The 26109-nt window shown below is 64.3% G+C and carries 31 protein-coding genes and 1 riboswitch; of the genes, 21 read left to right on the top strand and 10 right to left on the bottom strand.

The features are described from left to right. The first annotated feature begins 63 nt into the window (after positions 1 to 63). From ABIB66_RS36155 to ABIB66_RS36185, 7 genes are all read left to right on the top strand, one after another. Positions 64 to 993 (top strand): histone deacetylase family protein, encoded by a 930-nt coding sequence (locus ABIB66_RS36155; protein WP_354257951.1) that lies wholly within the window; start codon positions 64 to 66, stop codon positions 991 to 993. Positions 994 to 1066: 73 nt separating this feature from the next. Next, positions 1067 to 1318: an exodeoxyribonuclease VII small subunit gene (locus tag ABIB66_RS36160; protein ID WP_354257954.1), complete on the top strand. Its 252-nt coding sequence runs from the start codon at positions 1067 to 1069 to the stop codon at positions 1316 to 1318. A gap of 589 nt (positions 1319 to 1907) precedes the next feature. Then, complete coding sequence (dxs, locus tag ABIB66_RS36165; RefSeq protein ID WP_354257957.1) at positions 1908 to 3836, top strand: 1-deoxy-D-xylulose-5-phosphate synthase; 1929 nt, start codon at positions 1908 to 1910, stop codon at positions 3834 to 3836. A 33-nt stretch (positions 3837 to 3869) separates the two neighbouring features. After that, positions 3870 to 4424 (top strand): nucleoside 2-deoxyribosyltransferase, encoded by a 555-nt coding sequence (locus ABIB66_RS36170; RefSeq protein ID WP_354057006.1) that lies wholly within the window; start codon positions 3870 to 3872, stop codon positions 4422 to 4424. Between the two features lie 26 nt (positions 4425 to 4450). Continuing rightward, positions 4451 to 5185 carry a TlyA family RNA methyltransferase gene (locus tag ABIB66_RS36175; RefSeq protein ID WP_354057008.1) on the top strand — a complete coding sequence of 245 codons (735 nt, stop codon included), beginning with the start codon at positions 4451 to 4453 and terminating at the stop codon, positions 5183 to 5185. After that, a complete protein-coding gene (locus tag ABIB66_RS36180; protein WP_354208982.1) occupies positions 5178 to 6425 on the top strand; it encodes a class I SAM-dependent RNA methyltransferase in 1248 nt (415 codons plus the stop codon). The genes ABIB66_RS36175 and ABIB66_RS36180 overlap by 8 nt, the downstream gene beginning before the upstream one ends. Positions 6426 to 6511: 86 nt before the next feature. Continuing rightward, complete coding sequence (locus ABIB66_RS36185; RefSeq protein WP_354218048.1) at positions 6512 to 7594, top strand: Acg family FMN-binding oxidoreductase; 1083 nt, start codon at positions 6512 to 6514, stop codon at positions 7592 to 7594. A 6-nt stretch (positions 7595 to 7600) separates the two neighbouring features. On the opposite strand, the gene ABIB66_RS36190 is transcribed toward ABIB66_RS36185, so the two are convergent. After that, positions 7601 to 8203: a hypothetical protein gene (locus tag ABIB66_RS36190; RefSeq protein WP_354257960.1), complete on the bottom strand. Its 603-nt coding sequence runs from the start codon at positions 8201 to 8203 to the stop codon at positions 7601 to 7603. A gap of 167 nt (positions 8204 to 8370) precedes the next feature. Here ABIB66_RS36190 and ABIB66_RS36195 point away from each other — a divergent pair, with 167 nt between their 5' ends. Beyond that, positions 8371 to 9429 carry a class I SAM-dependent methyltransferase gene (locus ABIB66_RS36195; protein ID WP_275171768.1) on the top strand — a complete coding sequence of 353 codons (1059 nt, stop codon included), beginning with the start codon at positions 8371 to 8373 and terminating at the stop codon, positions 9427 to 9429. Between the two features lie 42 nt (positions 9430 to 9471). Then, on the top strand, positions 9472 to 9639 hold the full coding sequence (locus ABIB66_RS36200; RefSeq protein ID WP_275171767.1) for a hypothetical protein: 168 nt from the start codon (positions 9472 to 9474) through the stop codon (positions 9637 to 9639). Between the two features lie 4 nt (positions 9640 to 9643). On the opposite strand, the gene ABIB66_RS36205 is transcribed toward ABIB66_RS36200, so the two are convergent. Together ABIB66_RS36205 and ABIB66_RS36210 are read right to left on the bottom strand one after the other, a co-directional pair. Continuing rightward, positions 9644 to 10276, bottom strand: coding sequence for a hypothetical protein (locus ABIB66_RS36205; protein WP_275171766.1), 633 nt, complete (start codon positions 10274 to 10276; stop codon positions 9644 to 9646). A 176-nt stretch (positions 10277 to 10452) separates the two neighbouring features. Next, a complete protein-coding gene (locus ABIB66_RS36210) occupies positions 10453 to 11322 on the bottom strand; it encodes a DUF1194 domain-containing protein (RefSeq protein WP_275171765.1) in 870 nt (289 codons plus the stop codon). Positions 11323 to 11563: 241 nt separating this feature from the next. After that, positions 11564 to 11633: riboswitch (Fluoride riboswitch) on the top strand. 147 nt (positions 11634 to 11780) lie between these two features. Here ABIB66_RS36210 and ABIB66_RS36215 point away from each other — a divergent pair. From ABIB66_RS36215 to ABIB66_RS36250, 8 genes are all read left to right on the top strand, one after another. Beyond that, complete coding sequence (locus tag ABIB66_RS36215) at positions 11781 to 12992, top strand: MFS transporter (protein ID WP_354208989.1); 1212 nt, start codon at positions 11781 to 11783, stop codon at positions 12990 to 12992. 7 nt (positions 12993 to 12999) lie between these two features. After that, the gene (crcB, locus tag ABIB66_RS36220; RefSeq protein WP_354209182.1) at positions 13000 to 13398 is read left to right on the top strand and encodes a fluoride efflux transporter CrcB; all 399 of its coding nucleotides are present in this window, start codon (positions 13000 to 13002) and stop codon (positions 13396 to 13398) included. A 4-nt stretch (positions 13399 to 13402) separates the two neighbouring features. Beyond that, positions 13403 to 13831, top strand: coding sequence for a fluoride efflux transporter CrcB (gene crcB, locus ABIB66_RS36225; protein ID WP_354057019.1), 429 nt, complete (start codon positions 13403 to 13405; stop codon positions 13829 to 13831). Positions 13832 to 13833: 2 nt separating this feature from the next. Continuing rightward, entirely contained in the window at positions 13834 to 14175 is a 342-nt protein-coding gene (locus ABIB66_RS36230; protein WP_275171762.1) for a DUF190 domain-containing protein, read from the top strand. A gap of 43 nt (positions 14176 to 14218) precedes the next feature. Then, positions 14219 to 14524 (top strand): ATP-dependent Clp protease adapter ClpS, encoded by a 306-nt coding sequence (clpS, locus tag ABIB66_RS36235; RefSeq protein WP_275171761.1) that lies wholly within the window; start codon positions 14219 to 14221, stop codon positions 14522 to 14524. 179 nt (positions 14525 to 14703) lie between these two features. Next, positions 14704 to 14898 carry a hypothetical protein gene (locus ABIB66_RS36240; protein WP_275171760.1) on the top strand — a complete coding sequence of 65 codons (195 nt, stop codon included), beginning with the start codon at positions 14704 to 14706 and terminating at the stop codon, positions 14896 to 14898. A gap of 178 nt (positions 14899 to 15076) precedes the next feature. Beyond that, positions 15077 to 15328 (top strand): hypothetical protein, encoded by a 252-nt coding sequence (locus ABIB66_RS36245; protein WP_354057024.1) that lies wholly within the window; start codon positions 15077 to 15079, stop codon positions 15326 to 15328. Between the two features lie 61 nt (positions 15329 to 15389). Then, the gene (locus ABIB66_RS36250) at positions 15390 to 16553 is read left to right on the top strand and encodes an HWE histidine kinase domain-containing protein (protein ID WP_354257963.1); all 1164 of its coding nucleotides are present in this window, start codon (positions 15390 to 15392) and stop codon (positions 16551 to 16553) included. A 44-nt stretch (positions 16554 to 16597) separates the two neighbouring features. On the opposite strand, the gene ABIB66_RS36255 is transcribed toward ABIB66_RS36250, so the two are convergent. The 4 genes from ABIB66_RS36255 to fabI form a co-directional block, all read right to left on the bottom strand. Continuing rightward, positions 16598 to 17788 (bottom strand): adenylate/guanylate cyclase domain-containing protein, encoded by a 1191-nt coding sequence (locus tag ABIB66_RS36255; protein ID WP_354208994.1) that lies wholly within the window; start codon positions 17786 to 17788, stop codon positions 16598 to 16600. An 80-nt stretch (positions 17789 to 17868) separates the two neighbouring features. Beyond that, the gene (aroC, locus tag ABIB66_RS36260; protein WP_354208996.1) at positions 17869 to 18957 is read right to left on the bottom strand and encodes a chorismate synthase; all 1089 of its coding nucleotides are present in this window, start codon (positions 18955 to 18957) and stop codon (positions 17869 to 17871) included. Positions 18958 to 19139: 182 nt separating this feature from the next. Further along, positions 19140 to 19739: a histidine phosphatase family protein gene (locus ABIB66_RS36265; protein ID WP_354208998.1), complete on the bottom strand. Its 600-nt coding sequence runs from the start codon at positions 19737 to 19739 to the stop codon at positions 19140 to 19142. Between the two features lie 14 nt (positions 19740 to 19753). Next, positions 19754 to 20569, bottom strand: coding sequence for an enoyl-ACP reductase FabI (gene fabI / locus ABIB66_RS36270; protein ID WP_354208999.1), 816 nt, complete (start codon positions 20567 to 20569; stop codon positions 19754 to 19756). A 173-nt stretch (positions 20570 to 20742) separates the two neighbouring features. Between fabI and ABIB66_RS36275 the strand changes: the two genes are divergently transcribed. Both ABIB66_RS36275 and ABIB66_RS36280 read left to right on the top strand, forming a co-directional pair. Beyond that, a complete protein-coding gene (locus ABIB66_RS36275) occupies positions 20743 to 21231 on the top strand; it encodes a sigma-70 family RNA polymerase sigma factor (RefSeq protein ID WP_354209001.1) in 489 nt (162 codons plus the stop codon). A 106-nt stretch (positions 21232 to 21337) separates the two neighbouring features. Continuing rightward, entirely contained in the window at positions 21338 to 22108 is a 771-nt protein-coding gene (locus ABIB66_RS36280; RefSeq protein WP_275171754.1) for an anti-sigma factor family protein, read from the top strand. 410 nt (positions 22109 to 22518) lie between these two features. Here the strand turns inward: ABIB66_RS36280 and ABIB66_RS36285 are convergent, their stop codons facing one another. Beyond that, the gene (locus ABIB66_RS36285; RefSeq protein ID WP_275171753.1) at positions 22519 to 23481 is read right to left on the bottom strand and encodes a DnaJ C-terminal domain-containing protein; all 963 of its coding nucleotides are present in this window, start codon (positions 23479 to 23481) and stop codon (positions 22519 to 22521) included. 109 nt (positions 23482 to 23590) lie between these two features. Then, positions 23591 to 23992, bottom strand: coding sequence for an RT0821/Lpp0805 family surface protein (locus tag ABIB66_RS36290; RefSeq protein WP_275171752.1), 402 nt, complete (start codon positions 23990 to 23992; stop codon positions 23591 to 23593). A 113-nt stretch (positions 23993 to 24105) separates the two neighbouring features. Between ABIB66_RS36290 and pdxH the strand changes: the two genes are divergently transcribed. Next, positions 24106 to 24747 (top strand): pyridoxamine 5'-phosphate oxidase, encoded by a 642-nt coding sequence (gene pdxH, locus ABIB66_RS36295; RefSeq protein WP_247399758.1) that lies wholly within the window; start codon positions 24106 to 24108, stop codon positions 24745 to 24747. A 97-nt stretch (positions 24748 to 24844) separates the two neighbouring features. Then, entirely contained in the window at positions 24845 to 25597 is a 753-nt protein-coding gene (locus ABIB66_RS36300; protein ID WP_007607375.1) for an SDR family NAD(P)-dependent oxidoreductase, read from the top strand. 124 nt (positions 25598 to 25721) lie between these two features. Here the strand turns inward: ABIB66_RS36300 and ABIB66_RS36305 are convergent, their stop codons facing one another. Beyond that, positions 25722 to 25940, bottom strand: a complete 219-nt coding sequence (locus ABIB66_RS36305) for a hypothetical protein (protein WP_247290985.1) — start codon at positions 25938 to 25940, stop codon at positions 25722 to 25724. Between the last annotated feature and the right edge of the window lie 169 nt (positions 25941 to 26109).

The raw sequence follows: 26109 nt of genomic DNA on the forward strand, positions 1-26109 counted from the left end.
TTTGCGTTTTGGCGCCGGATGCGCCAAGCGACGTCGAGAGCCCGCATCCCATGAGGCCGACTGATGAGTACGCTTCTCCTCTCCCACAAGGCCTGCCTCGACCACGTCACGCCGCCGGGACACCCTGAAAGGCCGGACCGCCTGCGCGCGGTGGAGGAGGCGCTGTCACATGAGCGCTTCCAGTTCCTGGTGCGCGATCAGGCGCCGGAGGGCGATCTCGACCTCGTCACGCTCTGCCACAACGAGCACTACGTCACGGAGCTGCGCCACATCGCGCCGACCAGCGGACTGGTCTATATCGATGGCGACACCTCGATGTCGCCGGGCACGTGGGAAGCGGTGATGCGCGGCGTCGGCGGCGCTGTCGCGGCGACCGAAGCGGTGATGGCGGGCGAGCATCGCAACGCCTTCGTCGCGGTGCGCCCGCCCGGCCACCATGCCGAGATCGGCAAGCCGATGGGCTTTTGCTTCTTCGACAACGCCGCAATCGCCGCGCGCCACGCGCAGCGCAAATACGGCATCACGCGCGCCGCCATCGTCGATTTCGACGTGCATCACGGTAACGGCACGCAGGACATCTTCTGGTCGGACCCGACCGTGATGTACTGCTCCACGCACCAGATGCCGCTGTTTCCGGGCACCGGCGCCAAGAGCGAGCGCGGCGACCACGACACCATCGTCAACGCGCCGCTCGCCTCCGAGGACGGCGGGCCGGAATTCCGCATCGCGTTCGAGAATTTGATCCTGCCGCAGCTCGAAAAATTCAGCCCGGAGCTGCTCGTCATCTCTGCCGGTTTCGACGCGCATTATCGCGATCCGCTGGCGTCGCTGAATTTGCGCGCGGAGGATTATGCCTGGGTGACGCGCAAGCTGATGGACCTCGCCGACAAGACCGCCGGGGGGCGCGTTGTTTCTGTGCTCGAAGGCGGCTACGACCTGCAAGGACTGAAAGAATCTGTTACGGCGCATATCGGCGCCCTGATGGGCGCTTGACGCACCCGCCACATTGCGCCCGCAAAACTTTGCTTTCTCCGACGTGAAGCGAATCGGGCAATCGGAAACTTATATGGCCGAAAATACCCAAATTGACGTCTCCAGGCTCACCTTCGAACGCGCCATCGAGGAGCTCGAAACGATCGTGAAGCGGCTCGAGGACGGCAAGGTGCCGCTCGAGGAATCCGTGACGATCTACGAGCGCGGCGAGGCCCTGAAGCGCCGCTGCGAGGAGTTGCTGCGCCAGGCCGAGGCGCGCGTCGACAAGATCACCACCGATGCCAGCGGCCAGGCCAAGGGCACCGCGCCGCTCGACGTCCAGTAAGGGCGGCCTGCCCATCTTACGCATCGGCCACCCGCAATTTTTCATGATCGCACGCCGCCGTCGGGGTGGTTGCTGCTGCTTTGGTTCCAGGGAACCGACCTCTAGAAATCACGGAACTCCTCGCGGGAACCCGTCGCGCTTGTGAATCCCGTGTAAAACAGCTTTCCACCCGCCAAAACGTGCCGAGGAGCCAAGCAGGCCTGGAACCCTTCGGCGAGCGCCAGGATTAACCACTCTGGCCCGGGGGTTGCAGGTGCATGCCCGTAATCGGCCGAGCGGGTTGGCTTTGGCCCAAGCTTTGGTGTAAAGCTGCGCGGAGTGTGGCTTTTTGTAAGCCTTGCGTGGGCACTGATTACCGACGACAAGCGCTTCAAACTGCTGATGAATTGGCTGGGATGGACGAAGCCGATCTAAGTGACAGGGATCACAGAGACTGAACCGGAGAGCACTTAAGCTCACCTAAGCTTGAAGACGGGGCTTTGCCCCATGCAGGTGGCTCCGACGGTTTAAGGACTCGCGCTGCGCCGATATTGAGCAAACCCATCGCGCACCGGAACGATCTTCCGGCGCTGACAAATTGGAAATCGCCGTGAACGCATATAGTAAAACGCCGCTTCTCGACACCATCCGGACGCCGGACGACCTGCGCAAGCTCAAGATCGAGCAGGTTCGCCAAGTCGCCGACGAGCTGCGTCAGGAGACCATCGATGCCGTCTCGGTGACCGGCGGTCACTTCGGCGCAGGCCTCGGCGTGGTCGAGCTCACCACTGCGATCCACTACGTCTTCGACACCCCGCGCGACCGGCTGATCTGGGACGTCGGCCACCAGGCCTATCCGCACAAGATCCTTACCGGCCGGCGCGATCGCATCCGCACGCTGCGCACCGGCGGCGGCCTGTCCGGCTTCACCAAGCGCAGCGAGAGCGATTACGATCCGTTCGGCGCCGCGCATTCCTCGACCTCGATCTCCGCGGGCCTCGGCATGGCGGTCGCGCGCGACCTCGCCGGCGGCAAGAACAACGTTATCGCCGTGATCGGTGACGGCGCGATGTCGGCGGGCATGGCCTATGAGGCCATGAACAATGCGGGTGCAATGAACTCGCGCCTGATCGTCATCCTCAACGACAACGACATGTCGATCGCGCCGCCGGTCGGCGCGATGAGCGCCTATCTGTCGCGGCTCTACTCGGGCAAGACCTATCGCACGCTGCGCGATGTGGCCAAGCAGATCAACCAGCGCCTGCCCAAGATCATCGCCAGCCGCGCCAACCGCGTCGAGGAATATTCCCGCGGCTTCATGATGGACGGCGGCACGCTGTTCGAGGAGCTCGGCTTCTATTACGTCGGCCCGATCGACGGCCACAACCTCGACCATCTCCTGCCCGTGCTGAAGAACGTGCGCGACATGGAGACCGGCCCCATCCTGGTTCACGTCGTGACGCAGAAGGGCAAGGGCTACGGCCCGGCGGAAGCTTCCGCCGACAAATACCACGCCGTCGTCAAGTTCGACGTCGCGACCGGCACCCAGGCCAAGTCCAAGCCGAACGCGCCGGCCTATCAGAACGTGTTCGGCCAGAGCCTCGTCAAGGAAGCGGAGAAGGACGACAAGATCGTCGCCATCACCGCGGCTATGCCGTCCGGCACCGGCGTCGACATCTTCAATAAGGCGTTCCCGGACCGAACCTTCGACGTCGGCATCGCCGAGCAGCACGCAGTGACGTTCGCCGCCGGTCTCGCCACCGAAGGCTACAAGCCATTCTGCGCGATCTACTCGACCTTCTTGCAGCGCGGCTACGACCAGATCGTGCATGACGTCGCGATCCAGAGCCTGCCCGTGCGCTTCGCCATCGACCGCGCCGGCCTCGTCGGCGCCGACGGCGCCACCCATGCGGGCTCGTTCGACAACGCCTATCTCGGCTGTCTGCCGAACATGGTGATCATGGCCGCGGCTGACGAAGCCGAGCTGGTGCACATGGTCGCAACCCAGGTCGCGATCAACGATCGTCCGAGCTCGCTGCGCTATCCGCGCGGCGAAGGCCGCGGCATCGAGATGCCCGAAATCGGCGTTCCGCTCGAGGTCGGCAAGGGCCGCATCGTCCGCCAGGGCAGCAAGATCGCCCTGCTCTCGTTCGGCACGCGCCTCGCCGAATGCGAGAAGGCCGCCGACGAGCTCGCAGCCCATGGCCTTTCGACCACGATCGCGGATGCGCGCTTCATGAAGCCGCTGGACACCGAGCTGGTGCTCAAGCTCGCGCGCGACCACGAGATCCTGATCACGATCGAGGAAGGCTCGGTCGGCGGTTTCGGCTCGCATGTCGCGCAGTACCTGACCGACCAGGGCGCGCTCGACAGCGGCCTGGTGCGGTTCCGCACCATGGTACTGCCCGACGTGTTCCAGGACCACGACACGCCGGCGGCGATGTACGGTCGTGCCGGTCTCGACGCCAAGGGCATCGTCGCCAAGGTGTTCGAGGCGCTCGGCAAGGACGTCAAGGCCGAGACGGTCAAGCTCGCCTAAGAGCGAGCTTCGACCTTCTGCGAAGCAGCTCTCATGAAGATCTATCTGGCAGGTCCCGACGTGTTCCTGCCAGATGCGGTCGAGATCGGCCGGCAGAAGGCTGCGATTTGTGCCGCGAACGGCCTCACCGGGCTCTATCCCCTCGACAACGAGATCGACCTCGCCGCTCCCGACGCCTCGCGCCAGATCTTTTGCGGCAACGAGGCGATGATGGACGCGGCCGATGCGATCATCGCCAACCTCACGCCGTTCCGCGGCGCCGGCGCCGATCCCGGCACCGTCTACGAGCTCGGCTACATGGCCGGCCGCCGCAAGTTCTGCCTCGCCTATTCCAATGACGGCGCCGCCTATGCCGACCGCCTCAGTCGCTTCATGGGCGTGACGCCCGAGGACGGGCGGCTGGTCGATGCGCAGGGGCTGACGGTCGAGGATTTCGGCCTCGTCGACAATCTCATGATGATCCACGCGCTGGAGCTGCATGGTTGCCCGCTGGTGACGCCGGCGCAGATGCCGATCGACGTCTGGCACGATCTGGCCGCGTTCGAGGCTTGCGTCCGGATGGCGGCCGCGCGATTGATCGCTACATAAGCGCCTCAGGCGTCTTCGGAGAGATTATGTCCCCTGCCCGCAAGCGCGCGGATGTTCTGCTGGTCGAGCGCGGCCTGTTCGAGAGCCGGGCGCGAGCGCGCGCGGCGATCGAGGCCGGGCTCGTCACCGCCGACGACAAGCAGGTGGTAAAGCCGTCGGAGTCCATCGCCGAGGACGCCATGATACAGGCCGAGGCCGCGCACCCCTACGTCTCCCGCGGCGGCGTCAAGCTCGCCGGCGCGCTGGAGCGCTACCCGATCGAGATCGAGGACCATATCTGCCTCGACGTCGGTGCTTCCACCGGCGGATTCACCGAGGTGCTGCTGGCGAACGGCGCGAGCCTCGTCTTTGCAGTCGACGTCGGCACCAGCCAGCTGCATCCCTCGCTGCGCGGTCACTCCAAGATCGTGTCGATGGAAGAGACCGACATCCGCGCCTATGACGGCAGGCGCCTGCCGGCGCGGCCCGATGTCGTCGTGATCGACGTCAGCTTCATCTCGCTCAAGACGGTGCTGCCCGTGGCGCTGTCGCTGGCGGCCGCGCCGATGAGCCTGCTGGCGCTGATCAAGCCGCAATTCGAGGCGGACCGGAAGCACAACAAGAAGGGCATCGTCCGCGACGCTGCCGTGCACCGCGAGATCTGCGACGACATCGCAGCCTTTGCTGCCTCGCTCGGCTGCACCGATATTGAGGTGTTCCCGTCGGCGATCACCGGCGGCGACGGCAACATCGAATTCTTCCTGGGCGCGCGCCGTGGTTGAGCGCCTGACGATCGATCACGTCGGCCATCGCGGCGATGGCGTCTCGCTCGACGCTGGCGATGCCGTCTATGTGCCCTACACGCTCGGCGGCGAGACCGTCGAAGTCGATCATGTCGTCGGCAACCATCCCGACCGCCGTAAGCTGCTGGCAGTGGATGTCGCCAGCCCCGAGCGCGTCACACCGTTCTGTCCGCATTTCGGCGTCTGTGGCGGCTGCGCGATCCAGCACTGGGCGACTGAACCGTACCATGCCTGGAAGCGCGGCATCGTGGTCGAGACCCTGGCCCAGGCCGGCATCGACTGCGAAGTGGCATCGCTGGTCGACGCCCACGGTGCGGGGCGCAGGCGCATCACGCTGCACGGCCGGTTCGGCACGCATGACATCCTCAAGGTCGGCTTCTCGGCTGCCAGCTCGCACGACGTCATCCCGATCGATCGCTGCCCGATCCTCGATCCCGGGCTCGAGGGTGCACTCGATGCCGGTTGGGCGCTCGCCGAGCCGCTGACGTCCAAAATGCCGGTCACGAAACCGCTGGACATCCAGGTCACCGCGACCGCCAACGGTCTCGACGTCGACGTGCGCGGCTCCGGCCCGCTGCCAACGCCGCTCGTGACGGCGCTGTCGCGCGTCGCCGAGCAGCACCGCCTGGCGCGGCTGACACGGCACGGCGAACTGGTGCTGCAACGACTGCCTCCGACCGTGCAGATGGGCCGTGCTGAAGTGACGCTGCCGCCGGGCTCGTTCCTGCAGGCAACCGTCGCGGGCGAAGAGACGCTTGCGTCGCTCGTCGCGGAGCGCGTCGGCAAGGCGAAGAACGTTCTCGACCTCTTCTGCGGTGTCGGGCCGTTTGCGTTGCGGCTCGCCGAGAAGGCCCGCGTCACCGCCCATGACAACGACGCCGGCGCCATTGCAGCGCTCGAAAAGGCCGCACGCACGCCGGGGCTCAAGCCGATCAAGGCCGAGCCGCGCGATCTGTTCCGCCGTCCCCTGGTGGCGCCGGAGCTGCGCGATTTCGAAGCCGTCGTGTTCGACCCGCCGCGCCAGGGCGCGCAGGCGCAGGCCTTGAAGCTCGCCGCGAGCAAGGTGCCTGTGGTGGTCGCGGTCTCCTGCAACGTCGCGACATTTGCCCGCGACGCGCGGCTATTGATCGATGGCGGCTACAAGATGGATGCCGTGGTGCCAGTCGACCAGTTCCGGCATACGCCGCACGTCGAGCTGGTGGCGCGGTTTGTGAGATAACCGCGTCCCTCCCGACTTTGATGCCGGTCAACCGACCGGCTCTGCCATTGCGCTAAGCTCGCGCGGGAATGGCCGCGGAGCGGATGATGGCGATCGACCGACGACAATTCATGACCAACACGTTCGGCGTTTCCGCGGCGGCGCTCACGGCCAGTCCCGCGGAGGCCTCGACCAGGAGTTATGAGGACGCGGTGCAGGCGGCACGGGCACCGCTGCGATCGACCCCGAGAGATCGCGAGCTCGTGCGTTTTGCGACACTCGCGGCCAACAGCCACAACACGCAGCCCTGGATTTTTTCTGCCCATGACAATGAGATCGTGATCAGGCCCGACGTCGCACGCCGCTGTCCCGCGGTCGACCCGGACGATCACCACCTCTTTGTCAGCCTCGGCTGCGCCGCCGAAAATCTCGCGCTTGCGGCGGCAACGCTGGGCTGGCGCGCAAACCAGACGGCCGAAGGCGACCGGATTGTGATCGCACTCGACCAAGCTCCGCCTGCCGCATCGGCGCTGGCGGCCGCAATTCCAGTCAGGCAATGCACCCGTGCGGCATTCGACGGCAGGCCGGTCGCGCCCGAGATGTTGCGCCAGCTCGAGGACGCCTGTCGCGAGCCGCACGTGTCGGCAATCCTGCTGACCGAACGCGCAGCCATCGCCAAAGTCACCGACTATGTGCTCGAAGGCAATTCCGCGCAAATGCGCGACAAGGCTTTCATGAGCGAACTCGTGAGCTGGATGCGCTTCAACGAGGCGGATGCGGTCGCGTCCATGGACGGACTATTCTCGCGCGCGTCAGGCAGCCCGTCACTGCCGGCATGGGTCGCGCGGCCGCTGCTGAAGCTCGTCTTCACCGAGCAGGGCGAGAACAGAAAGTACCGTGACGAACTCGACAGCTCCGCGGGGGTCCTCGTGCTTGCCGCCGACCGGAGCGACATATCGCAGTGGATCGCGGTCGGACGCGCTTGCCAGCGGTTCGGTTTGCAGGCGACCGCACTGGGGCTGAAATATTCCTTCGTCAACCAGCCGGTCGAGGTGCCGACACTGAGGTCGCAATTCGCAGCGTCACTCGGACTCGGCGAGCGGCGTCCCGACATTGTGATCCGCTTCGGAGAGGGGCCAGATTTGCCGAAATCGCTGAGGCGCAGCCCGGAGCAGGTGATGCGCGGATGATCCAGTCTAGCGCCGAAGACCGCCCAGCGCGGGTGACTCGCCGGGCAACATCGACGAGTTGATGTCGCTGTCCATGCGCCCCGATTGCTGCTGGGTGAAACCGGCGCCGAACGACAGGCTGAGGTTGGAGGTCGGCTTGAACTCGACACCCGCAAATGCGCCGTAACCCGGCGAGGCGCTGGAGGTGAGCGGCGCAAGCGAGCTGCCAATGCCGCCGCCGTATTTCAGTGTGTCGAAACCGGCAAAGAACGTGACGGGCATGCCGCCCGCGGTCTTGGTGTTGTAGCCGAACTGCGTGCTGTCGTAGGAGAGCGCGCTGTAGTTGCCGCTCAGTCCGGCCGGGCTGAGGCCGCTCCAATTGAGATTGCCATGCTGGCTGCCGACAAAGAAGCCGTTCGCAAAATTGCTGCGGCCGCTTGCGTCGCCGCCATTGAAGCTCGGGAAATTGCCGTAGCTGTCGGCGCTCTGGCCGGCAACGCCGCCGAAGCCGAAAGGTCCGCCGGGGATCCAATATTGCAGCGGTGCGCCTTGCGCATGAGCCGGCGCTTCGCCGAGGCAGAGCAGGGCAAGAAAAACCGCGAGACCGCGAGAGCGTGTAAGCCTGGACATTCAAATACCGTCGAAAAGCTTGCGAATTATACCCACCAGACATCATGAATGCCAGCAAAGCGACACCAGTCTTCCCTTGAGTTCCGGGATCACGTTTTCCTGCCAATTTGAACTTCCCGCATGCCCGATTGACCCACCTAAGGGGGCGCGTCAGCACGGAGGCTCTCATGGAGGTCAATTCCGACAGGTTGAATGCCTTTATGGGCAAGATGGTCACCGAATTCGGGGCAGCGATGAATGCGTCGCTGGTCCTGCTCGGGGACAAGCTCGGTCTCTATCGTACCCTTGCCGCCAAGGGACCGATGAACTCGTCCGAGCTCGCAAGCGCTACCGGAACGGCGGAGCGCTATGTCCGCGAATGGCTCGCGAGCCAGGCGGCGTCCGGCTACATCGAATACGATTCCGCTTCGGCAAAATTCTCGATGCTGCCGGAGCAGGCGATGGCGCTTGCCGATGAGGACAGTCCGGTGTTCCTCGGCGCGTTCGGCAATGTCATTGCCTCGGCGTTTCTCGACGAGCCGAAGGTCTCGGACGCATTCAAATCCGGCAAGGGCGTCGGCTGGAACCGGCGCAGCGAATGCCTGTTCTGCGGCACCGCCCGCTTCTTCCGGACCGGGTACATGCATCATCTGGTGCAGGAATGGTTGCCCGCGCTCGACGGCGTCGTGGACAAGCTGAAGCGCGGCGCCAAGGTCGCCGATGTCGGCTGCGGGCACGGCGTCTCGACACGGCTGATGGCGGAAGCCTTCCCGAACTCCCGCTTCTACGGCTTCGACTATCACGAGGGTTCGATCGAGGCCGCGCGAAAGGCGGCCACCGAAGCCAGATTGGGCGACCGGGTCAGCTTCGCTGTTCATTCCGCCAAGACTTATCCGGCCGAGGGCTATGATCTCGTCTGCTTCTTCGATTGCCTGCATGACATGGGCGATCCCGTCGGCGCCATCGACCACGTGCGCGAGACCATGGCAAAGGACGGCACCTGCATGCTGGTTGAGCCGTTCGCAGGCGACCGCCTCGAGGACAATCTCAACCCGGTCGGGCGGGTCTATTATGCGGCGTCGACCATGATCTGCACGCCGGCCTCGCTCGACCAGGAGGTGGGCCTCGCACTGGGCGCGCAAGCGGGCGAGGCAAGGCTGCGCAAGGTCGCGCGAGAGGGCGGACTGACGCGCTTCCGTCGCGCCGCTGAAACGCCCTTCAATCTGATTCTGGAGGCGCGGATCTGATCTTCCCCATTCCGGCGCGTGGCTACGGCATAGGCCATACCGATGCTGCAGCCACGCCTGGCGCCGACATCCTTGCCTCGCTCGCGCCGCAACGAAAGCTGGCCGCCGCAAATGATCGGCAATGGCGCTTTGGCGCCCGCCTGCGACGTCTTGCGTCAGATCGACCGGCAATTGAAGGCGCTGACGCGGTCCAGCGAGCAGCAGCCGTGATCGGCTACGCCGTCCTGTCCACCGCGGACGATGTATCCGACGGCGGATATTTCGTCACGGGCACCACGAACGACTTGTTGCGGACCTGGTAGATGATCTTGCCATTCTGCCCGTCGTCGGTCGCAATCTGCGCCTGCCCGAACATGATGACGTTCTTGTAGACGGTGCCGGTGCCCTGACGGGTGACGCCATCGGTGGTGACGCTGACCTGCGCTTCGTTGCCGTTGACAGCGAGCACCCTGAAGCTCGCGCTCTTGCCATTGTCACTGGAATAGCCGCCCCAGCTTCCCATCAGGCGGCTGTCGGAGGCCGGCGGCGCCTGCTTCTCGAGAGTCGCGGTCTGCTTGCCCGCGCCTGCAGATGACAACAGCACCAGACTCTTGCCGTCCTTGGTGCCGACCGTGACCGTGCCGAAGGTGAGAAGCGAACCGGCGACCTCGCCAAAACCGCGCTCCGTGCGTCCGTTATGGGTGTACTCGACCTGCGCCCGGGCACCGCGGATGTTCACGACCTTGAAGCTGACGGGCTGGTTATTGCCGGCCCAATTGCCTTTCCACTCACCGAGCAGGGAGCTCTGGTGATACACCCGCTCGAGAGCGGGAGAAATCTGGCTGGTGCTCGACGTGACGATGGCCATTGGATTGCTCGGCGGATTTGTCTGACAGGCCCGCTTGGTTCGCGCCCCGACAGGAACGTCAGAACAGTATCCGGAAACAATTGGAAGCAGCCGATTAGGGCCACGCAACAGTTAACGCATGGTTAAAATTCCATCGCAGGCAAATAGGGCAAAAGGTCTCGTCCGGTAGGCCGCGTTCAGCGACCCCAGCGGTCCGACCAGATCTTCTCGCCGATCATGCAGTTCACACGCGGCTCCTTGTCCTTCTCCGCAACGCGCATCACCGGGCGCTCCGGCATACGGCCCGCAACCTCCATCAGGAGCTTGGTGCGGATGGCTTCCTTGAACTTGTCGCGGTCTTTGATCGTGATGACGAAGGAACCGGGGCCGCCAATGACGCAATCCTCATAGTAGAAGTCGAGATTGTCGATATCCATGGTCGAATAGGACGGCTCCTTGACCATGATCGGCAGACCGTTGATGACGATGCCCTTCTCGATCGCTGCGTCGCGCGCAATCGTGACCGGCGTGCCATTGTTGTTGGGACCGTCGCCGGAAATGTCGATCACGCGGCGCAAGCCCCGATAGGGATCCTCGTCGAACAGCGGCATCGCGAAAGTGATCGCGCCGGAGATCGAGGTGCGCGAGGCGCGCCGGATCGGCGTCTTCAAGATTTCGGCGGCGACGGCATCGGCGGTCTCCGGTCCATCGACCAGCCGCCAGGGGATGATGATCTTCTGGTCGGTCGAGGCGGCCCACTCGAAATAGGTCACCGCGATCCGGCCGTTCGGGCCCAACTTCAGCGCCTGCAGGAATTCCTTCGACTGGATCGCCTGCGCATAGCCTTCGCGCTGGACCGCGAGCTCGTCCATGTCCATGGAGTAGGAGACGTCGACGGCGAGGATCAGCTCGACATCGACCGTCTGGGCGTCCCTGTCGGCTGCTTGCCGCTGCGGCTGAATTTTAGGCGACTCAAACTTGGGTCCTGGTGCCGCGATGCCCGCGACGTCCCCTCCGGCAAACATGCCGGTCATCAGCACAGCCCCGATCGAGAACAGCAAGCGCATCGCAGCCTCCCGTCGTATGACGCGATGGTGACATGCAATCGCCTTGCCGCAAAGTCCGAAGATCGCTTGCGCTTCACATTCCAGTTAGGGATTTGCGAGTTAGCATTTGCGGCTCGGGAATTATGAAGCATTACGCAAAGCTGCCGCCATATTGCCCCGTTCGCGCCGCTCCCGGAATGACGGACCACTGGACAGGGCACCCTCGCCTACTTGTCCGGCGCGATTTCCATGCTAGGCTGGCGATACAGATGGGGATGGAGTCCCCCGACAACCGCCCGTGACCGTAGTGGGCTGATGACTCCTGCTTGAGGAGGGGCAATTTCTAGGCCTCTGCCTTCGGCGGGAGCATGGACACACCCGCCGCTGGCGGGTTTTTTGTTGTCTGGACGCGAAGGCCAAGGAGAGGTCAAGCAGAGGTCAAGCAGAGGTCAAGCAGAGGCCGAGGAGAAGTCCTGGACGTGACGACGACAACACCGAATTCTGCACGTGCAGGGCTGCCCAAGGGGATCTGGGTGCTCGGTTTCGTCTCGATGCTGATGGACGTCTCTTCCGAGATGATCCACGCACTGCTGCCGGTCTATCTCGTCACCGTGCTCGGCGCCTCCACGCTCACCGTGGGCTTCATCGAGGGCATCGCCGAGGCGACAGCCTCGATCACGAAGATCTTCTCCGGCGCGCTGTCCGACTGGCTCGGCCGGCGCAAATTGCTCGCTGCGCTTGGCTACGGGCTCGCCGCACTGACAAAACCGCTGTTCCCGCTTGCCCCCAGCGTCGGATGGCTGGTCGCCGCGCGCTTCATCGACCGCGTCGGCAAGGGCATTCGCGGCGCACCGCGCGATGCGCTGATCGCCGATATCGCCCCCATCGGCCTGCGCGGCGCGAGCTTCGGCCTGCGTCAGTCGCTCGACACCATCGGTGCGTTCGTCGGGCCGCTCATGGCGATCGGTCTGATGTGGTGGACGGCGGACAATTTTACGGTGGTGTTCTGGGTGGCCGTGCTGCCGGGCTTCCTGTCGTTCGGACTGATCGCGTTCGCGGTGAGCGAGCCGGAGCCGGATCCAGGCCGGGAGCCGTCAAGGAATCCGCTGAACACCGCCGCGATGCGCCAGCTCGGATCCGTATACTGGCGCGTGGTCGCGGTTGGCGTCGTGTTCACGCTGGCGCGTTTCAGCGAAGCTTTCCTGATCCTGCGCGCACAGAACATCGGGCTCAATGCGATGTGGGTGCCGGCGGTGCTGGTGCTGATGAACATCGCCTATGCGTTGTCGGCCTATCCGGCCGGCGTGCTCTCGGACCGGATCAACCGCACCGGCCTGCTCGCGCTCGGCCTCGTCTTCCTTGCCGGCGCCGATCTCGCGCTCGCGCTGCTGCCAAACCTTGGGGGCCTGGCCCTCGGCGTCGTGCTGTGGGGTCTGCATATGGGATTGACGCAAGGCCTGCTCTCGGCCCTCGTCGCCGACGCAGCACCACCGAGCCTGCGCGGCACCGCGTTCGGCTATTTCAATCTGTTCACCGGCCTTGCCTTGCTGGCCGCAAGCGTGATCGCCGGCGCCTTGTGGGATGCCTATGGTCCGGCCGGCACGTTCCTGGCGGGGCTCGGCTTTGCGCTGGTCGCGCTCATGGGACTATTTGCCGTCGGCAACGGGCTGGCAACGGAGGAGAAACGATGACGGGGGACTGTTCGCCGTGCTGAGCGGAGTGCTAGCGGTCATGATCGGCAGCGTGCTCGGCGGCTGCGCGCGCTATTTCATCTCCGGCGCGATCGCCCGGCGGCTGGGCGAGACGTTTCCGTGGGGCACCGTGACCATCAACGTCACCGGCGCCTTTCTGATCGGCATTTTTGGCGCATTGGCGAGCCATCCCGGCTCGCTCTTCGCCGCGCCCGATCCATGGCTGTTCGCGGTCACCGGCTTTCTTGGCTGCTACACCACGGTGTCCTCGTTCAGTCTGCAAACGCTGACGCTGGCGCGGAACGGCGAGCCGATGCACGCGCTGGGGAATGTCGCGGTCTCGGTCGTGCCCTGCCTCGCCGCCGTCAGTTGCGGCTTCCTCCTCGCGGACGCTCTGGGAGGCTAGGCAGATGAAGTCCCCCTCCTCTGCCGATCGCTGGCGCACCGCGACGCTCTATGCCTGGGTTGCCGCCGGCAGCATGGTCGGCGGGCTGACGCGCTATCTGGTCGGGCTTGCGCTCGGCACCGGCTCCGGCTTCCCCGTCGCGACGCTGTTCATCAACGCCACGGGCTCACTGATCATCGGCTTCTACGCGACGCTGACCGGGCCCGACGGCCGCCTGCTGGCGCGGCCCGAGCACCGGCAGTTCGTCATGACCGGGTTCTGCGGCGGCTACACGACCTTTTCGACCTTCAGCCTGGAGACCTTCCGCCTGTTCCACGGCGGCATGAAATATACGGCGCTCGCCTATATCGCGGCATCCGTCATTTGCTGGCTGGTGTCGGTATGGGCAGGCCATATGATAGCCAGCGGCACCAACCGATTGACAAGGAGGTGACCATGCAAATCCCCAACCAGGCAGTTTCGCTCCGGATCTTCATTGGCGAGAACGACCATTTCGACGGCAAGCCGCTCTATGAAGCGATCGTGATGACGGCGCGCGAGCGGCATCTGGCCGGCGCCACCGTGCTGCGCGGCCCCATGGGCTTCGGCAAGTCGAGCCGGCTGCACACTTCGAAGATTCTGCGGCTCTCGGAAGACCTGCCGCTGCTGATCGAGATCGTCGACAGCGAGGACAACATCCATGCATTCCTGCCCATCCTGGATGGCATGATGTCGAGCGGCCTGATCACCTTGGAGAAGGTGCAGGTCCTGCAATATGGTGAGAAGGCCGCGCGCTGAGCGCGCCGGCAGGAACCGGAGCCCGCCATATCCGGGAGGCGGAATGAACGATACCGTTACCAAACCCAAAACCAGGACGAAGACCAAGGTCGAGCGGCCGAAGCTGCATAAGGTCATCCTGATCAACGACGACTTCACGCCCCGCGAATTCGTCACGATGATCCTCAAGGCCGAGTTCCGGATGACCGAGGATCAGGCCTACAAGGTGATGATCACCGCCCACAAGCTCGGCGCCTGCGTGGTCGCGGTGTTCACCAAGGACGTCGCAGAGACCAAGGCCACCCGCGCCACCGACGCCGGCCGCACCAAGGGCTATCCGCTGCTGTTCACGACGGAGCCGGAGGAATAGTGGCACCGGTCAGGCTTTGGTGCTTTGGCGCCCTCTTTCGATTTCGGCGCCGAAACTGCTCTTCCGAATAGTGTATCTATTGGCCATCAACAGGCGCATGGTGAGCCATCACCGGCCCGTCACGGCATCCATCGGTGGCTGAGAGAGTCTTTGCGCTCCCGCCCAATGCGGAGCGTCCCGTGCAAGACACCACCAAAAGAAATATCCCGCTGAGCAATCGCCTTGCCCAATTGGCGGCCGAGGCTCGCCGTCGCGCAGAGATTGCCCCGCCCGGTGTTCAGCGAGAAGCGCTGCTCAAAGCGGCGCGATTGAGCGAAACGGCCTCGCACATTCATGACTGGATAAGCCTGCCTGGCTCCAAAACACCGAGGTAGTGGCAAGCCAACCTGGTCGGCGGCCTCTTCACGTCGAGTGATGATCCGGGCTATGGGCGGCGTCCGCCTTCAAATCACGCCTCAAATATAAGTTGTATGAAATGAACTATATTTCATTTTGGTTGTTGTAACAGCGTCCCCAATGAGGTGGGGCGGTCAACAGCCAAAGCAGCCCCAAATGATGAAATCTCTTATCGCGTTCGCGATGTTCGCGCTCCTCGGAGTGTCCGTAATGGTGTTGCCCGGTTTTGCTCCGCAAGTAAAAGCGCGCGAGACCGTTGCTTTGGCGAAGGCGGACCGGCTGGCGAGCCATCCGGTGGCCAGGAATTGCGTAGGCCAGGTCTGGCCGGACTTCGAAGCATCGTGTCTACGCCGAGGTGAATCCGATGTCAGGATTCATGAAGCTCGTTTGGTGACGGCGCGCCGCTAGACCAACAATCGCAAAGCGCCGACCGGGCTTGTCGGATGATCCAGGAAAGTGTCGTGCACAGATGTCAACACCTCCAACCTCCTTGCCGAATGTTCTCGTCGTCGAAGACGAGATGATCCTGCGCATGCGCGCAGTCGATATCGTGGAGGATGCAGGCTTCTGCCCTGTGCAGGCCGTCAACGCCGACGAAGCCATCGCAATCCTCGAGTCGCGGTCGGACATCTCGCTTCTGTTCAGCGACATACAGATGCCCGGGACCATGGACGGCCTGAAGCTGGCCCACGCGGTGCACGATCGCTGGCCTGCCATCAAGATCGTGCTCGTCTCCGGTCAGGTAAAGCCGTCTGAAAACGAAACGCCGGCGGACAGCCGCTTCTTTCGCAAGCCGCTCGCCGTCGACGAAATGATCTCGCAGTTGCAGACGATGATCGGAGCGGGCGCGCTAAAAATCCTTCCGACCACAACGACGGATCCTGTGGACAACCTTGCTCGATCGCCACAGGAATCGGTTCTGGTTGCGGAGAACGACAATCTGCGCCTGTTGCTGGAACAGGCCGACACCGACGCCAAGGTCCTGCTCGCTCAAGCCGGCATCGAAGCCCACGAACGCGAGGCTGCCGACAAGTTGCAAAAGCTCATCCTCGGAGAGCTGCATCATCGCATCAAGAATACGCTTGCGACGGTGAGCGCAATCGCAGCCCAGAGCTTCCGGGCCGCAATCAATCTCGAGCAAGGCCAAAAAGCCATGGATGGCCGCTTGCTGGCGTTGGGGCGCGCCCACGACCTGTTGATACAGGTCAGCTGGTCAAATGCGAGCCTCACTCACACCCTGAGCGGCGCCACCGATCCTTTTGATAGTCAGGGGGGCCGACGATTCCATTTCAATGGGCCGGATCTCCGGATCACGTCCGGTGCCGTGATAGCGCTCGCCATGACGTTCAACGAGCTCTGCACCAACACCACGAAGTTCGGCGCGCTGTCCAGTTCCTCCGGGCATGTCGAGGTCGCATGGACGGTGGACGAGATCGAGCAAAGACTGCGCCTGAAGTGGAGCGAAAGCGGCGGCCCTGTGGTGGCGCCGCCAACACGACGGAGCTGCGGCACCCGGATGATCGAGTCGCTCGGCCAGCAACTGAACGGGCAGGTGCGGCTGGCCTACGAACCGTCCGGATTTGTCTATCAGCTGGATGTACCGCTGAAGTCGGTGATGGCGGCGAACGCCTGAACTCTGCTCACCGGGTTGATGGCGGCGGACATCCGAGGACGACCTCAGGCCATCGCCACCGGCGTCTCCTCCGTCAGCCCGTACACGCGCTGCGCCTTTGAAAAGCCCGCGATAGGGAATTCGCCGAGCTCGTGCCAGTCGTGGCGGCAGACATTGGCGAAGCCTTCCGAGGCGACGACGGTCCGCCCCAGGCGACCCGTGATTTTCTCGAGCCTGGCGGCAAGGTTCACGGCGGGGCCGATGCAGGTGAAGTCGAGGCGGTTGCCGCCGCCGATATTGCCGTAGAGGATGTTGCCGACGTGGAGCGCCACGCCGAAGCGGAAGCGCTCGACGACGTCGCCGACAGGATACGCGAGCGCGTCGACGCTGGCGCGGGATTCGCGCGCCGCCTCCAGCACCCGCGTGCAGACATGCGCGGCATCACCGACATATTCGTCGATCGGGAATACCGCGAGCAGGCCGTCGCCCATGAATTTCAGCACCTCGCCGCCATGACCGCGGATCGCGGTAACCTGGCAGTCGAAATAATGGTTGAGGATCTCGACCACCGTCTCGGCCGGCAGCCGGTCCGACAGTGCGGTGAAGCCGCGCAGATCGGAGAGCCAGATCGCAGCCTGCATGGTGTCGTTGTGGCCGCGGCGGATCTGACCACCAAGGATGCGCGCGCCCGCGCGATTGCCGACATAGGTGTCCAGCAGCATCTCGGCAGTGCGGCGCAGGCTGATGATCTCGGTGATGCGCGCGAGCGGTTTGACGATGGCGTGAATCGCCGCGATGTGTTCATCGGTGAAGCCGCCTGGATGGCGCGTGGTCCAGCTCGTCGCGTGGACCGAGCCGTCGAGAAACTGCATTGGCGTCGCGACGTAGTCGGTTACGCCTTCGGCACGCATATCGTCGAAAAAAGGGAAATGCTTGCTGCCGGGATCGTCCATGCGTCCCCGCACCTCAAGTCCCTGCTCGAACACGACCCGCAGCGGACTTCTGGCGAATTCCGGCGTCTCCAGGATCGCGAAATCGACCGTGCCGATCTCGACCTCCTCGCCCTCCCGCCAGATGAAGTTGCGACCGAAAATTTCGGGATGCAGCGTGCGGATGAAGATGCCGAACCGCCATAGCGGCAGACCGGCTGCGACCATCCGTTCGCAGGCTTCCGCCGTCATCTCGGCCGGGGCCTTCGACGACCAGGCGCCGTCGATCAGCCAGCTGGTGATACGTTGGAGCTCGGAGCTTTCCATGTCCGCATTTGCGGACGAAGTTGTGGGATCGTCAAGCTGCGCGGTGGGCTAGTGGCGCGATACAAGCGCCTCGCGCAACGCTAGCGCCCGACCTGACCGCGATCGCGCAGGAAATGATCGGCCAACACACAAGCCATCACGGCTTCGCCGACGGGGACGGCGCGGATGCCGACGCAGGGATCGTGGCGGCCCTTGGTCATGATCTCGGTGTCGGCGCCGTTGCGATCGACGGTGAGGCGCGGCTGCAGGATCGACGAGGTCGGCTTGACCGCGAAACGCACCACCACCGGCTGTCCCGTGGAGATACCGCCCAGCACGCCGCCGGCGTGGTTGGACAGAAAACGCGTGCCGTCATTGCCGGTGCGCATCTCGTCGGCGTTCTCTTCGCCGGTGAGTTCGGCCGCGCCGAAGCCGGCGCCGATCTCGACGCCCTTCACCGCATTGATGCTCATCATTGCGGAGGCGAGCTCGGCGTCGAGCTTGGCGTAGATCGGCGCGCCAAGGCCGGCCGGCACACCTTCGGCGACGACCTCGATCACCGCGCCGATCGAGGAGCCGCTCTTGCGGATGCCGTCGAGATAGGTCTCGAAGAACGCGGCCTTGTCCTTGTCGGGACAGAAGAACGGATTGTTCGCAATCTCGTCCCAGTCCCACTTCGCGCGGTCGATCTTGTGGGGCCCGATCTGCACCAGCGCGCCGCGCACCTTCACGTCGGGCAATACTTTTCGCGCGATCGCGCCGGCGGCAACGCGCGTCGCGGTCTCGCGCGCCGAGGAGCGGCCGCCGCCGCGATAGTCGCGCAGGCCGTACTTCGCTTCATAGGTGAAGTCGGCATGACCAGGGCGAAACTTGTCCTTGATCTCGGAATAGTCCTTTGAGCGCTGGTCGGTGTTCTCGATCAGGAGCCCAATCGGCGTGCCCGTCGTCACCTGTACGCCGGTCTCCGGATGCGCCATCACGCCGGAGAGGATCTTGACCTGGTCCGGCTCCTGACGCTGGGTCGTGAAGCGGGACTGTCCGGGCCGGCGGCGATCGAGATCACCCTGAATGTCGGCTTCGACGAGCGGGATCATAGGCGGGCAGCCGTCGACCACGCAGCCGATCGCCACCCCATGGCTCTCGCCGAAGGTCGTGACGCGGAACATGTGGCCGAAGGTGTTGAAGGACATCCGTCTCTAGCTCGTAAGTCAGGGCTGACTTAACTCGCCCTGAAATTGGGGTCAAATGCCGACACTGTCGTCATGGCCGGGCTTGTCCCGGCCATCCACGTTCTTGGCCCCGCAGGGCAAAAGGGCGTGGATGCCCGGGACAAGCCCGGGCATGACGGCGGAGGACGGGGACGCGAACCGGCTTAACTAAACTTCTCCAGCCGCCCGTCGCGGAACACGTAGACGGCGCCCTGCTCGATATAGAGTTCGGCGGCGCTCGCCGGCGTCTCCAGGCCAAGTGAAACCATCAGGGCCCGGCAGGTCCCGCCATGGGCGACCGCGACGGTGTCGGTCCGGAGCTGGTCGTACCAGGCGCGCACGCGGACCTGCACATCGGCGTAGGTCTCCCCGCCCGCGGGGCCCACCGTCCATTTGTCGGCGAGGCGCCGGGCGTAGATTTCGGGATCGGAGGCCTCGCTCTCGGCCAGCGTCAGCCCCTCCCAGACGCCGTAACCGATCTCACGCAGGCGGTCGTCGAGCGCATAGTCTGCAATCGGCAGTTCGAGCTTGCTCCGCGCCAGTTCCATGGTCTCTCGCGCGCGGCCAAGCGGACTCGACACGTAGGGTAATGCTGCCTTGTCGCGGCCTTCGCGCTTGAACAGATCGGCGAGAATGCCGCCGGCCTGCACGGCCTGACCGCGACCGCGCGCGTTCAGCGGAATGTCCCTGGTGCCCTGAAGCCTGCCGAGCGCATTCCACTCGGTCTCGCCGTGGCGCAGATAATAGATCGTGGGCACGGGCATTCCAGTTTCAGAAACTAGTCCTTCCCGCCGAACGAAATGTCAGGCGCGTCCGGGCGCTTCATGCCGAGCACGTGATATCCGGAATCGACGTGGTGCACCTCGCCAGTGACGCCGCGCGAGAGGTCGGAGAGGAAATACAGCGCGCTGCCGCCGACGTCTTCCGTGGAGACGTTGCGCCGCATCGGCGCATTGGCCTCGTTCCACTTCAGGATATAGCGGAAATCGCCGATGCCGGACGCCGCGAGGGTCTTGATCGGCCCCGCCGAGATCGCGTTGACGCGGATGTTCTTCTCGCCGAGATCGGCGGCGAGATAACGCACGCTCGCTTCGAGCGCCGCTTTCGCGACGCCCATGACGTTGTAATGCGGCATCCACTTCTCGGCGCCGTAATAGCTGAGCGTGATGAGCGAGCCACCGTCGGTCATCAGCTTCTCGGCGCGCTGCGCCACGGCCGTGAACGAATAGCAGGAGATCAGCAGGGACTTCGAAAAATTCTCCTGCGTGGTGTCGACGTAGCGCCCATCGAGCTGCTCGCCATAGGCGATCGCATGCACCAGGAAGTCGATCTTGCCCCACTTCTCCTTCAGCACCGCGAAGGCCGCATCGATGGTCGCGGCATCGGTGACGTCGCAATGGCCGAGCACGAGCCCGCCGATCTCAGCGGCGAGCGGCTCGACGCGCTTCTTCAGCGCATCGCCCTGATAGGTGAAGGCGAGCTCGGCACCGGCTGCGTGGCATGCCTTGGCAATGCCCCAGGCGATCGAGCGGTTGTTGGCAACGCCGAGGACCACGCCCCGCTTGCCCTGCATCAGACCTGAATTCTGCGCCATTTTGCTAACGTCCCGTCGAGCTCCCGGTGAGGTTTGGAGGTACACCAGCCCTCCGTTGCGGTACAGTCCTAATACGCGGCGTTAACGCTGTTTCAAGCTCCGGAATAGCCGTTCCGCTCGGGTGTTATGATCGTTGTGGCGCTCGCGCCGAACATCAGGACGTCAAGATCGCAATGAGTGCGTTTCGCCAGAGTGTTGAAGCCATGATCCCGGCGTTGCGCCGCTACGCCCGTGCGCTCACGCGCGAGGCGGATGCGGCCGACGATCTGGTGCAGGATACGCTGGTGCGGGCGCTGCGTTCGGAGCGCCTCTTCCTCGGGGGCGACGTCAGGAGCTGGCTCTATACGATCCTGACCAACCTCAACAAGAACCGGCGGCGCTCGCTGGCACGGCGCCCGCAATTCATGCAGCTGACGGAGAACAATCCCGATGCCAGCGGGACCGAAGCCGAAGGGCGCGATATCGAGAGGGCGCTGGCGACGCTCGTCGAAGAGCAACGCTCGGTGCTGCTCCTGGTGATGCTGGAGGGCATGAGCTACCGCGAGGTCGCCGACATCCAGGCCGTGCCGATCGGCACCGTGATGTCGCGCCTGGCACGCGCCCGCGCCCACGTTAAAGCCTCGCTGGAGGGTGAGCGCCCGGCGCTCAGGCGGGTGAAATGATGGCAGGATTAATGCATCGCGCCGGTCGTTTCTCCTGCATGGCGTTTGGAGCGGCGCAGTTGAACCACGAAGAACATTTTGGGCCGCAGAGCCAGAGACGATCGATATGAACGACCGCAAGATTCCAGTGACCGAGGACGAACTGCACGCCTATGTCGACGGCGAGCTGCCGGCCGAGCGCCGCGCCGACGTCGAGGCCTGGCTTGCCGCGCAGCCTGAGGATGGCGAGCGCGTGCAGTCCTGGCGCGCCATGGCCGAGATGCTGCACGCCCGCTACGATTCCGTCGCCCAGGAGCCGGTGCCGGCGCGGCTGGAGCTCGAGCGGCTGGAGCGCCGCCCGCGGCACTGGCTCTATGGGGCCGCCGCGGCCGTGCTGGTGGCCTTCGTTGCCGGCGGCTCCGCCGGCTGGCTGGCGCATGGTGCCGCCAACGCGCCCTCGACCTTCCAGAGCTTTACGACTGACGCGCTCGACGCCCACCGCCTCTATGTCGTCGAGGTTCGCCATCCGGTCGAGGTCGGCGGCAACGAGCGCGACCACCTCCAGGCCTGGCTGACCAGACGCTGCGGCTGGACGGTGTTTGCACCGAACCTGGAGGCGAGTGGACTGAAGCTCGTGGGTGGCCGGCTCTTACCGGGGCCGAACGGCCCGGCGTCGTTCCTGATGTATGAGGGCGCCTCAGGCGAGCGGTACACGATCTACACCGCCAAGACCGAGAACGGCGCGACGCAGATGCGCTACGCCAGAACGGACAAGGATGGGGCGCTGTTCTGGTCGGAGCGAAACGTCGGCTACGTCGTCAGCGGTGGCGGCGACCGCGACCGGCTGACCAAAGTGGCGCAGGCGGTGTACGACCAGGCAGAGAAAAATGGCACCTAGACAACCACGCAACCGCGGTGCCTCGATTCCGACATTGAAAATTTGGAATGAAGACATCGGCGCGTCTCATTATCGCACCAGATGATCACGCGAAAATGAGCAGCGTTCGATCCGCCGATCGACGCGGGCGGCCTCGATTGGGGTTTTTGGTACCGCGCTGGTCCCCCTCTCGAGGCCGCACCTTTTTATCGGCTGCCCCGCCGGACAGCCGACATGTCGAGCACGTGAGCCAAGAAGGGCTACCACGCCTCGGGCATATGATGAGCATCATCTCCATGGACGACGCTCTCAGTCTTTAGGAGAACCCCTTCAGCTACCGATCTCGCCCTAAAGCGCGATCAGTCGCGCTTTAGCTCTTGTTCGTGCGTGATCTTTTCGGAAAACCGCTACGCACTTTTCCGGACCACGCGTCAACCAAGCCCGCTACGTGGATTGTAGGGGTGCTGGTCCCGCCACTTCTCCATCAATGCTTCAAGCTCGGCGTCGTTCCCGTCCGGTAGCATAATCCTGATGGTGACGAAGAGATCCCCGGTTCCGCCAGCTTTTGGCAATCCTTTGCCCTTGAGGCGGAAGGTCCGGCCACTGGAGGTGTTCTGCGGGACCGAAAGCTCCACGGCATTGCCGAGGGTGGGCACGCGGACCTTGCCGCCAAGCACCGCCTCATAAAGCGTGACCGGCAGGTCGATCCTGAGATCGGCGCCCTCGATCTTGAAGAACGGATGCGGCGCGATGCCGATCGTGATCAGGAGATCGCCGGGCGGATGGCCCTGCGCGCTCTCGCCCTGTCCCCGCAACCGGATCTGCTGGCCCTCGGTGACTCCGGCCGGAATCTTGACGTTGAGTTCCTTGCCGTTCGGCAGCCGGACGCGCTTCTCGCCGCCCTTGACCGCCTCCTCCAGCGAGACGGTCATGGCGACATTGACGTCGAGATCGAGCCCGATCCCGCCGGTGTCGAATTCGAACTGGGCACCGCCGCCAGCTCCAGGGCGCGGACGCTGCGCACCGCCGAACATGCTGTTGAGGATGTCCTCGAACGCGCCGCCGCCCGGACCAGGGCCCGCGCCGCCACCGCGGAACGTATAGCTTTCGAACCCGCCGGGACCCGCGCGACCGCGCGGCCCGCCGCCGCCCGGAAAGCCCTGGAAGCGCGGCTTGCCGTCGGCGTCGATCTCGCCGCGGTCGAATTGCTTGCGCTTGTCCTCGTCGCCGAGGATCTCGTTGGCCGTATTGAGCTCAGCGAAGCGCTCGGCCGCCTTCGGGTCGTTCTTGTTGCTGTCGGGATGGTGCTTCTTGGCAAGCTTGCGATAGGCGCTCTTGATCGCGGCAGCGTTGGCGCTCCGCGGCACCCCCAAGACCTCATAGGGGTCGCGCATCCGTCACGTCTCCTTCAAGAAATCGAATTGTTCAAAGGGCTCCCCGCCCCACTTGAGCCTCATGTGGGGGGCGAGTGGTATTTTTGCAACTAGCCTGGTGAAGCGATTCCTAGCTCCGCCACGGCTTTAGCGTATGAATCTCCCAACTGCCACGGCTGCTTTGGCAGCCGGCGCCTTGGAGCCAGCTTTCGGTGCTGCCGTTGACGTAGCTCGCCAGGAAGTCGCGGCACTTGCGGCCGTCCTCGGCGGCATAGGATTGCGCGATCGGCGTGACCGAACCGCGCGCCCCGGTGTCCGGATTCTCCCAATGCTGGCTGGAATCCTTGTCGTTCTTGCTGAGGACGTCGGAGGCGGCGTTGCGGGCGAAGGCGAGATCGGTCTCGGTCGGTGCCCTGGCCGGCATTGCGATCGAGCCGGTGAGGTCGCTGTCCTCGGCCTTGGCGTAGGCACTCTTGTCATTGCGGGAAAAGCTGCAGCCGCCGGTGCCGAGCCCGATCAGAATGATCGTCATGACGAAGCCGGACGGCCGGATCGCCGATAGGCCAACGCGTCCCCATACCCTATATAGGGCGGTAGCAGACAACAGCGCGTTTTGGACCGCAGAACGCAACTCGGACCCCAGACATGACCGACACGACCTCGATGAAACACCAGACACCCTTAACATCCGGTGATTTCACCGCCGCCGACGAGCCGTTTGCGCTGTTCGAGGCCTGGCTGAACGAAGCCATCAAGAGCGAGCCGAACGATCCGAACGCCATGGCGCTCGCCACCGTCGATGCCGACGGCCTGCCGGACGTGCGCATGGTGCTGATGAAGGGCTTCGATACCGATGGTTTCGTCTTCTACAGCCACATCGCCAGCCAGAAGGGCCGCGAGCTCGCCGCAAATCCTAAGGCGGCGTTACTTTTTCACTGGAAGTCGCTGCGCCGTCAGGTCCGCATCCGCGGCAACGTGACGCCGGTGACCGAGGCCGAAGCCGACGCCTATTTCGCCACCCGCCCGAAGCAGGCGCAGATCGGCGCCTGGGCGAGCAAGCAGTCGCAAGAGCTCGAGAGCCGCTTCGCCTTCGAGCAGGCGATCGCCAAGGTTGCCGCCAAGCACATCATCGGCGAGGTGCCGCGTCCGCCGGGCTGGAGCGGCTGGCGTATCACGCCGTCGCGTATCGAGTTCTGGCACGACCGCCCATTCCGCTTGCACGACCGCATCGAATTTCGCCGTGACGCGGCCGGCCAGAAATGGTCCAAGACGCGGATGTATCCTTAGTATTTTGTTCGAGCATGATCCTTTCGGAAAGCCGCTGCACGCTTTGCGCTAACGCGGCCCTCCGGGTCCGGATCATGCTCCAGCCTGAAAGACCTTCATGCCGCAGCCTTCCAACGCGCCGCGCCGCACGCTGCTCCTGACCGGGGCGAGCCGCGGCATCGGGCATGCCACCGTCATCCGTTTCTCCTCGGCCGGCTGGCGCGTGATCACCTGCTCGCGGCATCCATTCCCGGAGGATTGTCCGTGGGACGCAGGCCCTGAGGACCATATCCAGGTCGACCTCGCCACCCCCGCCGATACCACCCGCGCGATCTCCGACATCCGCGACCGTCTCGAAGGCGGCATGCTGCACGCGCTGGTCAACAACGCCGCGATCTCACCGAAGGGCGCCGGCGGCTCCAGGCTCGGCTCGATCGACACCGACCTCGACACCTGGACGCACGTGTTCAACGTCAACTTCTTCGCGCCAATCATGATGGCGCGCGGGCTGATCGAGGAACTGAAGACGGCCAAGGGCTCTGTCGTGAACGTCACCTCGATCGCGGGCTCGCGCGTGCATCCCTTCGCGGGCGCGGCCTATGCCACCTCGAAGGCCGCACTGGCATCCCTGACGCGCGAGATGGCGTCCGACTTCGGCCGCGTCGGCGTGCGTGTCAATGCGATCGCGCCGGGCGAGATCGACACCTCGATCCTGTCGCCGGGCACCGAGAAGATCGTCGACCAGCAGATCCCGATGCACCGCCTCGGCACGCCCGACGAGGTCGCCAAGATCATCTACGTGCTGTGTACGGACACCTCGTCTTACGTCAACGGCGCCGAGATCCACATCAACGGCGGCCAGCACGTGTAGGCTACCTCCGCCCCTTGCGAGCGCAAGCGCTCTTCGCAATGACGGTGTTGGAAACAACGCCGGGGAAGCAAGGCGATCCAGACAACGCCGCCGCAAGACCTGGATCGCCCTTAGCTTCCGTTCCTCAATCGAGTCGAATCCGACGTGACCTCTCGCGTGGCTGCGGAGCGGCCGTGCTGATTGCAGTCGAGCAATCGTCGTCGTTCTCGCCGTCGAGCAGCGGAGCACCACAGTGCCGGCACATGCGTGCCGACATCGACGACGCCTTGCCGCTCGCCAGGACCTGACGATAGTTCGCCAGATCGATGACGTTGCGGGGCGACGTTATGTGTTTTTCAACCATGGCTGTTCCTCGCGGCTAACACTCTGCTTATCGCAGACAAGTTTCGCGCAAACGTTCAGCCCACCGCTCAAATTTTACCGGAGGAATTGGGGCGGCGAGCACACATCGCCGTGCAGCCGCAATCCCGCTCTATTCTGCGACACCAGACACCATGTCTCTACGTCCCGCG

Source organism: Bradyrhizobium sp. F1.13.3 (genome assembly GCF_040548265.1).
Lineage (GTDB): Bacteria > Pseudomonadota > Alphaproteobacteria > Rhizobiales > Xanthobacteraceae > Bradyrhizobium.